Origin of the sequence: Dyella acidisoli (assembly GCF_030160295.1) — a bacterium.
In the GTDB taxonomy this organism is placed as follows: domain Bacteria; phylum Pseudomonadota; class Gammaproteobacteria; order Xanthomonadales; family Rhodanobacteraceae; genus Dyella_B; species Dyella_B acidisoli.
On sequence record NZ_BSOB01000030.1, the window covers coordinates 32,748 to 44,822 of the forward strand.

Annotated in this window: 11 protein-coding genes; 1 reads left to right on the forward strand and 10 read right to left on the reverse strand. The window is 62.5% G+C overall.

What is annotated here, in order from left to right; genetic code table 11:
• Positions 1-24: 24 nt before the first annotated feature.
• The 3 genes from accD to trpB form a co-directional block, all read right to left on the reverse strand.
• The gene (gene accD, locus QQJ86_RS15190) at positions 25-894 is read right to left on the reverse strand and encodes an acetyl-CoA carboxylase, carboxyltransferase subunit beta (protein WP_284321820.1); all 870 of its coding nucleotides are present in this window, start codon (positions 892-894) and stop codon (positions 25-27) included.
• 228 nt (positions 895-1,122) lie between these two features.
• Positions 1,123-1,923, reverse strand: coding sequence for a tryptophan synthase subunit alpha (trpA, locus tag QQJ86_RS15195; RefSeq protein ID WP_284321821.1), 801 nt, complete (start codon positions 1,921-1,923; stop codon positions 1,123-1,125).
• Positions 1,920-3,131: a tryptophan synthase subunit beta gene (gene trpB, locus QQJ86_RS15200; RefSeq protein ID WP_284321822.1), complete on the reverse strand. Its 1,212-nt coding sequence runs from the start codon at positions 3,129-3,131 to the stop codon at positions 1,920-1,922. Before trpB ends, trpA begins: the two co-directional genes overlap by 4 nt.
• Positions 3,132-3,256: 125 nt before the next feature.
• Here trpB and QQJ86_RS15205 point away from each other — a divergent pair, with 125 nt between their 5' ends.
• Positions 3,257-4,147, forward strand: coding sequence for a LysR family transcriptional regulator (locus QQJ86_RS15205; RefSeq protein ID WP_284321823.1), 891 nt, complete (start codon positions 3,257-3,259; stop codon positions 4,145-4,147).
• Positions 4,148-4,318: 171 nt separating this feature from the next.
• Here QQJ86_RS15205 and QQJ86_RS15210 read toward each other — a convergent pair whose 3' ends face one another.
• The 7 genes from QQJ86_RS15210 to aroC form a co-directional block, all read right to left on the reverse strand.
• The gene (locus QQJ86_RS15210; RefSeq protein ID WP_284321824.1) at positions 4,319-4,933 is read right to left on the reverse strand and encodes a phosphoribosylanthranilate isomerase; all 615 of its coding nucleotides are present in this window, start codon (positions 4,931-4,933) and stop codon (positions 4,319-4,321) included.
• Positions 4,930-5,697 (reverse strand): tRNA pseudouridine(38-40) synthase TruA, encoded by a 768-nt coding sequence (truA, locus tag QQJ86_RS15215; protein ID WP_284321825.1) that lies wholly within the window; start codon positions 5,695-5,697, stop codon positions 4,930-4,932. Before truA ends, QQJ86_RS15210 begins: the two co-directional genes overlap by 4 nt.
• 100 nt (positions 5,698-5,797) lie before the next feature.
• The gene (locus QQJ86_RS15220) at positions 5,798-8,095 is read right to left on the reverse strand and encodes a motility hub landmark protein FimV (RefSeq protein WP_284321826.1); all 2,298 of its coding nucleotides are present in this window, start codon (positions 8,093-8,095) and stop codon (positions 5,798-5,800) included.
• Positions 8,096-8,263: 168 nt separating this feature from the next.
• Complete coding sequence (locus tag QQJ86_RS15225; protein WP_284321827.1) at positions 8,264-8,548, reverse strand: hypothetical protein; 285 nt, start codon at positions 8,546-8,548, stop codon at positions 8,264-8,266.
• The gene (locus QQJ86_RS15230; RefSeq protein WP_284321828.1) at positions 8,548-9,576 is read right to left on the reverse strand and encodes an aspartate-semialdehyde dehydrogenase; all 1,029 of its coding nucleotides are present in this window, start codon (positions 9,574-9,576) and stop codon (positions 8,548-8,550) included. Before QQJ86_RS15230 ends, QQJ86_RS15225 begins: the two co-directional genes overlap by 1 nt.
• A gap of 130 nt (positions 9,577-9,706) precedes the next feature.
• Positions 9,707-10,708 (reverse strand): 2-hydroxyacid dehydrogenase, encoded by a 1,002-nt coding sequence (locus tag QQJ86_RS15235; protein ID WP_284321829.1) that lies wholly within the window; start codon positions 10,706-10,708, stop codon positions 9,707-9,709.
• Between the two features lie 197 nt (positions 10,709-10,905).
• Entirely contained in the window at positions 10,906-11,994 is a 1,089-nt protein-coding gene (gene aroC / locus QQJ86_RS15240) for a chorismate synthase (protein ID WP_284321830.1), read from the reverse strand.
• Positions 11,995-12,075 lie beyond the last annotated feature (81 nt).

Here is a 12,075-nt window from a genome sequence, read left to right on the forward strand (position 1 = left end):
TTTCTATACACCATGCAACGCAACTCACGCCGCGCGCGGCACCCTGCGCAGGATGTTCAACACATCCGCCAGCTTGTCGCGCATCTGCCGGCGATCCACGATCATGTCGATCGCACCGTGATCCAGCAGGAATTCCGAACGCTGGAAACCTTCCGGCAACGTCTCGCGCACGGTCTGCTCAATCACACGCGGACCGGCGAAGCCGATCAGCGCTTTCGGTTCGGCAACGTTGATATCGCCGAGCATGCCGAGGCTTGCCGACACGCCACCGGTGGTCGGGTCCGTAAGCACGCTGATGTACGGAATGCCTGCTTCACGCAAGCGCGCAAGCGCCGCGGAAGTCTTGGCCATCTGCATCAGCGAGAACAGCGATTCCTGCATGCGCGCACCGCCGGTGGCGGAGAAGCACACCAATGCGCTGCGTTCGCTCAAGGCACGTTCGGCCGCACGCGTGAACTTCTCGCCGACCACTGAACCCATCGAGCCGCCCATGTAGGAAAACTCGAAAGCGACGGCCATCAAGGGATGTTCCTTGAGCTTGCCGCTCATCACGATCAACGCGTCTTTCTCGCCAGTGGATTTCTGTGAGGCAACGATGCGATCGCGATATTTCTTGGAATCGCGGAATTTCAGGGGATCGGTGGGCTCCATGCTGACCCACAGTTCTTGCGTGCTGCCCTCGTCAAGGAAAGCCAGCAGACGCTCGCGTGCGCCGATGGCGTGGTGATGGCTGCACTTGGGGCACACCATCAAGTTGCGTTCCAGCTCCGGTTTGTACAACACGGCGCCGCAGCCACCGCATTTCTCCCACACACCTTCGGGTACCTTGCCCTTGCCTGCCGCGGAACTTTGCGTCCGCGCGCGGGGTGTCATGATTTTTTGCAGCCAATTCATGGATTCCGCCTCAATCTGGAAACAAGCGCGTCCTTATCGGCACGCCTGGGTCACGCGGCTGTTGCGCGTTCCCTGAATCTCTATGGCGACATTTCCACAAAGATAAAGGGCGAGGATGACCCGACCTCGACACAACGATGGACCACGGATTGTCCAACGCCGTTCCCTTGTTGTTTTAATTGTCCCCGGCGCTTCGCCCTACCCCCTCCGCAAAGGGAAAGCGAGCCCTCAGGCAGCATCCAGTGCCGTACGGATCGGACGAAGAAAGTCTCCCACCCGCGCGACGATGTCCTGCGCCGTATTCGCACCATCCAGGCGCTCCACCAATGCACTGCCGATCACCACCGCATCGGCAAACCCGCTGATGGCTTTCGCGCTCTGCGCGTCCTTCACGCCGAAACCTACGGCAACCGGTGCTTTGGCACGTTGGCGGATATCGGCCACGCGTGCGGCGATGTCCTGCGTACTCAAGCGTCCTGCTCCGGTGATGCCGGCGAACGATACATAGTACAGGAAACCTTCGGCGGCCTCGCACAATTGCGCCATACGCGCGGGTGCGGTAGTGGGCGCAGCCAGCAGGATTTGCTGCAAACCGGCGTTGCGCAACGGTGTCAACACGTCGGCTTCCTCCAGCGGGCAATCCACCACCAACACGCCATCCACGCCAGCCCTCACCGCTTCTGCAGCGAAGCGTTCGTAGCCGTGGATTTCAACCGGATTGAGATAACCCATCAGCACTACGGGTGTGTCCTGATCTCGCTCGCGGAACGCAGTCACCCACTTCAGCACGTCGGCCAGACCCGCGCCCTTGGCGATGGCGCGTTCGCTGGCGTGCTGGATCACCGGGCCATCCGCCATCGGATCGGAGAACGGCACGCCCAGTTCGATGACGTCGGCGCCGGCATCGACAAGTGCATGCATCAACGCCACCGTATGTTCCGGCGCGGGATCGCCGGCAGTGACGAACGGAATCAGTCCAGTACGGCCAGCAGCTTTCAAGGCAGCGAAACGGCGATCGATGCGGCTCATACCTGCACTCCTTCGCGCGCAGCAATCGTGTGCACGTCTTTGTCTCCGCGGCCGGATAAATTGCACAGCACGATGCCATCCTTCGGCAGCTCGCGCGCCAGCTTCATGGCTTGCGCCACGGCGTGGCTGGATTCGAGTGCAGCAAGAATGCCTTCGGTGCGCGCGAGCAAATGGAAGGCCTCAAGCGCTTCGTCGTCGGTCACGCCGACGTATTCGGCACGGCCTGCATCTTTCAGAAACGCGTGCTCGGGGCCAACGCCTGGGTAATCGAGGCCAGCCGACACCGAATGCGTTTCGGTGATCTGGCCATTGTCGTCACACAGCACATAGGTGCGATTGCCGTGCAGCACGCCAGGGCGCCCTGCTGCCAGCGACGCAGCATGGTGACCGGTGGCGATGCCTTCACCCGCCGCCTCAGCGCCGACGATGCGTACATCGCCGTCGTTGAGGAACGCGTGGAACAAGCCGATGGCGTTCGAACCACCACCCACGCACGCCGTGAGCACATCTGGCAAACGGCCGTATTGCTGCAGCATCTGCTCGCGCGCTTCGCGTCCGACGATCGCGTTGAAATCGCGCACCATCATCGGATACGGATGCGGGCCGGCCACGGTGCCGATGATGTAGAACGTATCGGCCACGTTGGTCACCCAGTCGCGCATCGCTTCATTCAACGCATCCTTCAGCGTTTTCGAGCCGGAGGTAACCGGCACCACTTCGGCGCCAAGCAGCTTCATGCGGTACACGTTGATCTTCTGGCGCTCGATGTCGACTGCGCCCATGTACACCACGCACTTCAAGCCAAAACGCGCAGCGACTGTCGCTGTCGCCACGCCATGCTGGCCGGCGCCGGTCTCGGCGATCACGCGCGGCTTGCCCATGCGCTTGGCAACCAGCGCCTGGCCGATGGTGTTGTTGATCTTGTGCGCGCCGGTGTGATTCAAGTCTTCGCGCTTGAGCAGGATGCGTGCGCCGCCAACGTGCCTGGATAAATGCTCGGCGTGATAGATCGGGCTGGGCCGGCCCACGTAGTGCGTGAGGTCGCGATCCAGCTCGGCGAGAAACTCCGGATCCTCGCGCAGACGCAGATACGCTTCGGTGAGTTCGGCCAGTGGCGCCATCAAGGTTTCGGCCACATATTGCCCGCCGAAGTTGCCGAAACGCCCGTGGGCGTCGGGCCATTGGTTGAAGTCCTGGATCGTAGGCATTGGTCAGAATTCCTGGGAAATGTCGCTCACCGGCAGGGCGCCATGGGATGGGAAAAATAGCGCGAATCACCCAATCGAAAAAGCGATAAGATGGCTGCCATTCGTTAGAAAAACTCACAAGAGCCGTGCGCGACCTGCCTTCCCTCAATGCCTTGCGTGCCTTCGAGGCCACGGCCCGGCTCGGCAGCGTCAGCCGCGCTGCTGAGGAACTGCACGTCACCCACGGTGCCATCAGCCGCCAACTGCGCTTGCTGGAAGATGCGCTCGGCCAGCCGCTCGTAGTTCGTCAGGGTCGCGGTATCGTCCTCACCACGATGGGCGAGCAATTGCACGATCATGTGAGCAACGCCTTCGAGCAGTTGCGGGATGGCTGGGCTGAGCTGCAACGCGAACGTCGCGACGCTCCCTACGTGCTTGGCTGCGCGGGCAGCCTGCTCGCTCGCTGGGTGATCCCCAGACTGGAACGGCTGGAACGGGATCTGCCCATGTTGCGGCTGCATCTATCGCCGGAAGAAGACCCGCTCGCTCCACGGCACGCCGAACCGGACGCCGCACTTGCCGTGGCAGCACCACCGTGGCCGGCCGGCTGGTACGTGCACGTGCTGGCGCCAGAACACATCGGCCCCGTGGTCAGCCCGCGCTACGCGGGACTTGCCCGCTTGACGGAGCGCGGAGTGTCGGCGTTGAGCGATGAAGCCTTGCTCTTCACTCACTCACGCCCTCAAGCGTGGCCCACATGGGCGCGTGCAAACGGGATAGCCATCGAATCGCTGCATTACGGACAAGGCTTCGCACACCTGTTCTATCTGCTGGAAGCCGCTGTAGCAGGACTTGGCGTGGCGATCGCACCCATGCAGCTGGTGCAAGATGACATCGATGCAGGACGTCTGCTTGCTCCGTGGGGATTTCTGCAAACGGATGCGAGCTGGATTCTGGCAACGCCGCGGCGGCGTAGTGACAGTCGTGTTGATGCGTTGGCGGAGTGGATGCGCCATGAACTTGCAGGAAGCGTTTGATCATCCGTTACCGTCGTCCCGGCGAAGGCCGGGACCTAGCGACTTGTAGATCGTCAAAGTCCCTGGGCCCCGGCCTTCGCCGGGGCGACGAGATAAAAATGAGGTTCTACGAACAATGTAGCTACCTACACGCGGAAAAGGGTTCGCTCAGCAAGTGTTGCTTCTTAGGATCTACGCAGCGCGAACGGCGGTAATGAAATCACGCATCTTGCCGTGATCCTTCACACCAGGCGCCGATTCGATCCCACTCGACACATCCACCGCCCATGGCTTTGCGATTCGAATGGCCGCAGCAACGTTCGCAGCGTTCAACCCACCAGCCAAAATCAGCGGCTGCTTCAGATCACGCGGCATCAACGACCAATCGAACGCCTTGCCGCTGCCACCGGGCTCGCCGAGGCCATGCCCATCCAGCAACAGGCCTGCAGCATGCGGGTGATCGCGCAACTGATAAAGCGCAGCAGCACCCTCGCCCATCGCAATCGCCTTCAGATACGGCTGGCCGAACTGCTTGCACCATTCGTCGGTTTCGTTGCCGTGAAACTGCAGCATCGACGGGCGAACGGTATCGATGATCTCCTGCACGAAATTCGCTTCGTCATCCATGCACAGCGCCACGGTCGTGACGAACGGCGGCATGGCTTCGACGATGGCTCTGGCCTGTGCAAGTGACACTTGCCGCTTGCTGTGAGCAGTCAGCACGACACCGATCGCATCGGCACCCAGTTCGGCGGCAAATAACGCGTCTTCGATGCGCGTCATGCCACAGCATTTGATACGGGTCATTCGCTGATCTCCTTCGGCAAACCCCAATGTTTTTCGTAGCGCGGGCCAATGAATGTAAGGCCCGATGCAGCAGCCGTGGGACCCGCCACTTCGCGGTCGCGTCCAGCCAGCAAGGCAGCCACCCACTCCATTGGCTGCTCGCCGCGACCGACGGGTAGCAGCGAGCCGACGATGTTGCGCACCATGTGATGCAGGAATGCGTTCGCCTCGATCTCCACGATCACTTGCTCGCCATCGCGCCACACGCTCAGCGCCTTCACTTCACGCTGCGCATGCGCAGCCTGACAGGAGACGGCGCGAAAAGCAGAGAAGTCATGCTCACCGATCAACGTCTGCGCTGCCGAGTGCATGCGCTCCGCATCCAACGGGTGACGCTCCCACGTGACATAGCGCGCATCAAGCGCGGGACGAACGGTGCGATTGAGGATGGTGTAGCAATAACGTCGACTGCGTGCGGAGAAGCGTGCATGGAAATCGTCGGGCACCGTCTGCGCCCACAGCACCGCCATGCTTGATGGCAAGTTCGAGCAGGTGCCGAGCACCCAGCCGCGCATGTCGCGCCTAGCCTCGGTATCGAAATGCACTACCTGGCAGCGCCCGTGTACACCGGCGTCCGTGCGACCCGCGCAGGTCACCGTGATCGGTTCGGCAGCCACGAACGACAGTGCATGCTCCAGGCTGGCTTGCACGCTGGCACCGTGGCTCAACCGCTGCCAGCCGAGAAAATCGGTACCGTCGTATTCGATGCCAAGAGCAATGCGCATTCGTAATCAGCGAATTCAAAAGGTGGATAAGCGTAGCAGGTGCTGAAAACGCATCGGGCCGGCATTGGCCGGCCCGATCATGGTTCGAATTGGCGGACGATCAGCTGATCTTGTCGATCAGCTGCTTCGCCACATCCCTCTGCATCTGGGTGCCTTCGTGCAGCACCTCCTCGAGCATCGCGCGCGCGCCGTCGGGATCGCCCATATCCAGGTACGCACGGGCCAAGTCGAGCTTGGTGTCGACTGGATCGTCGTGCAGTTCGCCAAAGGCGGCGTGATCGTCGTGCACGGCGTGATCAGCATGCGCCGTTTGCGGGGCTTCGGCCGGCTCGTCGTCGAACTTCCAGGTGGAGACCGGCTCGTTCTCCAACTCCGCTTCTTTCGCGGCGGGCGCAGCAGCGGAACGGTTGAGCGGCTCGGGATGATGCGGCGTCAGGTCGAAATCGAAGTGGTATTCGCTGACCTTGGACGGCTGCGGCGACGGTGCCTTGGCCGGAATCGGCTCAGCGGCCGCGGGGGTGGAGGCATAGCTGTCGAGATCGAAGTGATGCGGCACTTGCTCGCGCATGACTGTGGCGTCGGCATCCGCCTCGGCGAATAGCGGATGTCCCGGGGCCAGATCGCGCCCCATGTGCACCACGTCCTGCCATTCCGGTTGATCCGTGTTGGTGATGTGCGCGTGCATCGCTTCCGCAGCCGCCTCAAAGTGCTCAACGTCGCGGCGCGTGTAGTACAGGCTGACCAATTCCAGGTGCAGGCCGATGTCGTCGGGTTGTTCGGCGAGCTGATCGAGCAGCTCGTCCTGATCCGGATCGGAACCGGACAGGTGCTCGCCATCGAGGTCCGCAGTGCCAAAGCGATCGGCCAGCGATCCATTCTTGGACGACGCAAGCGCCGGCTTGGCGGCCTTGGCACCGGATTTACCGCGACGGCTAAGCAAGGCGCCCAGCACCGCCAGCACGACCACGCCACCACCCGCGGCCCACGCCCAGGTTTCCATGTACCAAGGCTGCTCTTCGGGTGCCGGTGCGGGCGTAGGTACACGATGCGGCGGCACGGCCAGCTTTGGCTTGGCCGGGGCGTTCAGCGGTGTGGTGACCACGCCATTTGCGACGGAAGCAGCGGCTGCCGGGGTAGCTGGCTTTGCGGCAGTCGATGCAGCAGCTACGGCTGGAGCCGGTGCTGCCGCCGGATGCGGCGCGGCGGGTGCGGGGGCTGGCGCGGCAACCGGCGCCAGTGCTTCGTTGGCTGCGGGTGCGGCAGGCTTGCCGCCGGCTTTGCGTGCATCGGCGAGCTGCTTCTGCAGATCGGCGATTTCATTGTCTTTCAAGGCCAGCAAGCGCTGGTTCTTGCTGTTGATGTCTTCCAGGTCCTTCAGGCGGGACTTCAGCTCTTCGCTCTGCTGCTGCAGAGACGAAAGCATTTCCTGGCTGCGCTCCAGTTGCTGGCGAACGGCGGTATTGGCGCCGCCCTTCCCGTTCGCACCACCGGCAGCCTGGCCTTCGCTGCCCGGGGGCACCAGTGCCAGGCGGTCGGCGTTGCTGTTGGCGGTCGGCGCAACCGACGCATTCTCGCGCGTGCCACCGGCCGCAACGGCGACTGGCGCGCTCGCGCTACCGTTGCGCCAGTCGCTGTTCTGCTGGCGTACCGTGGCCGCCGCTGCAGCGGCAGCCGTAGCCAGTGCGTCATCGCGCGAAGGTACGCGCAGGACGGTGCCAGCCTTAAGCGCATTGATGTTGTCGCGATAGAAGGCATCCGGATTGGCCGACTTCAGCGCCAGCATCTCCTGGTTGACGTCAACGCCGGATGGGGCGACCTGCGCAGCGATATGCGATAGGGAAGTGCCCTTCTCCACCGGACCAAACTGACCGTTCTTCACAACGCCAGCGGCATTGCCTGCCGATGCGTTGGCATGGCGCGACGTGCCTGCAGCGGTTGTGGTGCCAGCCGGTGCCGTTGCGCTACCTGCCCTACGACGCGTCGGTGCGCTGCTGGCGGCCGCCTGCTCCACTTTGTTCGGCGGATCGAGCAGGATGGCGAATTCGCGCACGCTGCTGCCGGTGCTGCTGTTCACTTCCACCAGCAGGTCGAGGTAAGGATCGTCCACCGTGGAATTGCTGGTGATGCGGATCACCTTGTGACCGTTGTCGTCCACCACATTGAATTGCAGGGGAATGGCAGGACGTTGACCACCGGCCTTGGCGAAGGCGTCGTTCGAGGCCAGTTGGGCGCTCAGACTCTGCAGCTCGGCGGGAGTGGCCTGGGTAACTGGGATATCGACCAGCAACGGCTGCCCAAGCGCCGATTTGACGTGTGCCTGGCCCAGTTCCACGGCTGCCGCCTGACTGCTACCCAGCGCAAGCGCCAGCAGTATCGACAGCTTCAAAGAACGATTCATCGCTTGGCTCCCCCGAGACAACCCGGACGCTTTACTGAAAGGGCACCGCAGCTTGCGGCAACTTCCTCTTGCAAGGCGTCACTTTAGTTAGATAAACGTCAATCAACAATACCAGATTTACCTGGCGGGCCTCTTACAAGCCGATTTTTTCGCCAGGCGTGACGGCCATCAATGACTAGGCGCAGACGCCTTGGATGCCGCCCGCGCTGCCTCGAGCTGCTTGCGCAGCTCGGCGATGGACTGGTCCTGCTGCTGCAGCTTCTCCGCCGCCTGCTGGCCGGCGGATTCCTGCTCGCTTACGTCCTGCTGCAAGCGCTGCACTTCGGCCTGGTGCCGGGCTACCTGCTGGTTGACCTGCGCCGCATCGCGGCTTGTTTCCGGGGATGACCCCGCCCAACTGTTGAAAGTGAAAGCCGACAAGCAACCCAGCAAAACCAGTCCGAAACGTTGCATTACAAATAATCCTCAATCAGCAGTTCCGCGATCTGCACGGCATTGAGCGCGGCACCTTTACGAATATTGTCGGAGACGATCCACAGGTCCAGCCCGCGATCATGCGAGATGTCCTCGCGGATGCGGCCCACGAAAACCGGGTCCTGCCCAGCCGCATCGCCCACCGGCGTGGGATAGCCCCCAGCCTTGCGCTCGTCCTGCACCACCACGCCATCGGCTTGTTCCAGCAGCTCGCGCGCCTGCTCGGCGGTGATTTTGTCGCGCGTTTCGAGGTGCACGGCCTCCGAATGTCCGTAGAACACCGGCACGCGCACTGCGGTGGGGTTCACCTGGATGGATTCGTCCTCCAGGATCTTGCGTGTTTCCCACACCATCTTCATTTCTTCCTTGGTGTAGCCATTGGCCTGGAATTCGTCGATGTGCGGGATCACGTTGAACGCGATCTGCTTCGGAAATTTCGACTTTTCCACATCCTGGAAGTTGAGCAGCGCGGCGGTCTGCTTGCCCAGTTCCTCCATGCCCGAGCGGCCCGCGCCGGACACCGACTGATAGGTCGCCACGTTGATGCGCTCAATGCCCACGGCGCGATGGATCGGTGCCAGCGCCACCAGCATCTGCATGGTGGAGCAATTGGGATTGGCGATGATGCCGCGCGTGGTGTACTGCGCGATGGCGTGCGGATTCACTTCGCTCACCACCAGCGGAATATCGTCCTGGTAGCGGAACTCGGAGGTGTTATCGATCACCACCGCGCCCGCCGCGGCAGCCCGCGGGGCATGCACGCGACTTACTGAACCACCGGCCGAGAAGAAAGCGATGTCCACGCCTTTGAAGTCGTAGTCATCCAGGTTCTGCACGGTGATCTGTTTGCCGGCGAACTCCACTTTGCTACCGGCCGAACGCGCGCTGGCCAGCGGCACCAGCTCGCTCACCGGGAATTCGCGCTGGGCCAGGATGCTCAGCAGGGTCTCGCCAACGGCACCGGTGGCGCCCACCATGGCTACCTTGTAGCTACTCTTCTTGCTCATCTCGGGGTCACTTGTCTGAAAGGGATAATCGCCGCGATGGCGCCGATACCCCAACTGGGGAATCTAGCCTGCACGGCACGCTGACTGCACGGCACAACCTTGCTGACGTGAGATACATCACGTTTTCGCTTCATGCTCGCCCCTTTACCTGTGGATTGAGCAGTGAAGGCGGATGTCCCGCGTCAGGCCCATGGCCCAACGCAGCCAGCAAATTATCGGCAGCCAGTTGCGCCATCGCGCGGCGCGTATCGGCGCTGGCGCTAGCGATATGCGGGCTGAGCACGGCGTTGTCGAGTTCGCGCAAAGCCGGATGGACGGATGGTTCGCCTTCGAACACATCAAGCCCGGCCGCCGCAAGCCGACCTTCGCCCAGCGCCACGGCCAATGCCGCATCGTCGACGATACCGCCGCGGGCGATGTTCACCAGCACGGCCGTGGGCTTCATCAAAGCCAGCTCAGCTGCGCCGATAGCGTGATGGTTTTGCGCGTTGTACGGCAACACCAGCATCAAGTGGTCGGCCCGTCGCAGCAGCTCTGGCTTTTCAACCCAGGTGGCGCGGCATTCGCGCTCGATCGCTTCCGGCAGTCGCGAACGATTGTGATAGAGCACTGGCATGCCGAAACCGTAAGCACGGCGCGCAATGGCCTGCCCGATGCGGCCCATGCCGAGAATGCCCATCGTCTTGCCGTGCACATCCACGCCCAGCCAGTCGTCGAAGCGCATGTTGCCGCGCCAGTTTCCGGCGCGCAGCCAGCGTTCGGAGCTGCTGACGCGTCGTGCCGCCGCCAGCAGCAAAGCCCACGCGTAGTCGGCGGTGGTTTCGTTGAGCACGTCCGGCGTATTAGTGGCGAGAATGCCCGCTGCCGTCAGCGCAGGTACGTCGAAATTGTTGTAGCCCACGGCCAGATTGGAGACCACGCGCAAGCGCCGGTTACCGGCCACCACCTCGCCATCGATGCGATCGCTCAAACCAATGATGGCGCCGTCCACATCGGCGAGCTTTTCGCGTAGCTCTGCCGCCGTATGTTTGCGTTCGACGGTTTCCGCATGCAGATCCACGTACTGGGCCAAGTGAGCCAGTACTTCCGGAAAAAGCGGGCGGGAAACCCAGACGCTATGTGACTTGCTCATGGTATCTGTCGAATGCCTGAAACCTGGGCCCCCTCTCCCCTCCGGGGAGAGGGTTGGGGTGAGGGGTCGCGCTTGCCGCAAGCTTCCCGACACCTCGATGCATCTCTTTTATGTCCCGGCGATATGAAACATCTCGCGAGGTTGCCCCCTCACCCCAGCCCTCTCCCCGGAGGGGAGAGGGGGAGCTTGCGCGGCCATCAAGGGATGCGCGGTTTTATCTCGCCCACGTCGCCGCACTGCGCACGATGGCGCAACGCGTGATCCATCAACACCAGGGCCACCATCGCCTCGGCGATGGGCGTGGCGCGAATGCCGACGCAGGGATCATGGCGCCCTTTTGTCACCACTTCGACCGACTCGCCGGCCAAGTTCACGCTATGGCCGGGAATGAGAATGCTCGAGGTGGGCTTGAGCGCGATCGAGGCACGTACCACCTGCCCCGTACTAATGCCGCCCAGAATGCCACCGGCGTGATTGGACGTAAAGCCGTCCATATGCATTTCGTCGCAATGCTGGCTGCCGTGCTGCGTGACCGCTGCGAAACCGTCGCCGATTTCCACGCCTTTTACCGCGTTGATCGACATCAGCGCGGAGGCGAGGTCACCGTCGAGCTTGCCGTAGATCGGCTCGCCCCATCCGGGTGGCACGCCGTCGGCCTCGACGTTTACGCGTGCGCCGACCGAATCGCCGGATTTGCGCAACGCGTCCATGTACTTCTCAAGCTCTGGCACCTGTGCTTCATGAGGCCAGAAAAACGGGTTCTGCTCGATTGCGTTCCAATCGAAACCTGCTGGTACGACGTCGCCCAATTGGGCCAGATAACCGCGAACACGCACGCCGTAGCGCTCGGCCAGCCACTTCTTGGCAACCACCGCCGCCGCCACACGCATAGTGGTTTCGCGCGCAGAAGAGCGCCCGCCACCGCGTGGATCGCGGATGCCGTACTTATGCCAATAGGTGTAATCGGCATGCCCCGGACGGAAGGTCTGGGCGATGTCGTTGTAGTCCTTGCTGCGCTGGTCGGTATTACGGATCAAGAGCGCCATCGGCGTGCCCGTGGTGCGACCCTCGTAGACGCCGGAGAGAATTTCCACCTCATCCTCTTCACGGCGCTGGGAGGTGTGGCGACTGCGACCGGTGGCGCGGCGTTCGAGATCCGTGCGGAATTCTTCCGGCGCAATCGGTAATCCCGGTGGGCAGCCGTCGATCACACAGCCAATGGCCGGCCCATGGCTCTCGCCGAACGTGGTGACGGTAAACAGCTTGCCGGTGGAATTGCTGGACACGTGGGAACCGATTCGCGGAAGGAGTGACCTTGCCTCAGCCGAGGCGGTCTCGCATCTTGCCACGCCTGAATGCTTTGCGCT

Bases quoted from the DNA above. Each gene is read 5' to 3' on its own strand.
- QQJ86_RS15235 (WP_284321829.1), bottom strand. From the start codon at position 10,708: ATGAGCAAGTCACATAGCGTCTGGGTTTCCCGCCCGCTTTTTCCGGAA.
- accD (WP_284321820.1), bottom strand. From the start codon at position 894: ATGAATTGGCTGCAAAAAATCATGACACCCCGCGCGCGGACGCAAAGT.
- truA (WP_284321825.1), bottom strand. From the start codon at position 5,697: ATGCGCATTGCTCTTGGCATCGAATACGACGGTACCGATTTTCTCGGC.
- QQJ86_RS15230 (WP_284321828.1), bottom strand. From the start codon at position 9,576: ATGAGCAAGAAGAGTAGCTACAAGGTAGCCATGGTGGGCGCCACCGGT.
- QQJ86_RS15220 (WP_284321826.1), bottom strand. From the start codon at position 8,095: ATGAATCGTTCTTTGAAGCTGTCGATACTGCTGGCGCTTGCGCTGGGT.
- trpA (WP_284321821.1), bottom strand. From the start codon at position 1,923: ATGAGCCGCATCGATCGCCGTTTCGCTGCCTTGAAAGCTGCTGGCCGT.
- QQJ86_RS15210 (WP_284321824.1), bottom strand. From the start codon at position 4,933: ATGACCCGTATCAAATGCTGTGGCATGACGCGCATCGAAGACGCGTTA.
- trpB (WP_284321822.1), bottom strand. From the start codon at position 3,131: ATGCCTACGATCCAGGACTTCAACCAATGGCCCGACGCCCACGGGCGT.
- QQJ86_RS15225 (WP_284321827.1), bottom strand. From the start codon at position 8,548: ATGCAACGTTTCGGACTGGTTTTGCTGGGTTGCTTGTCGGCTTTCACT.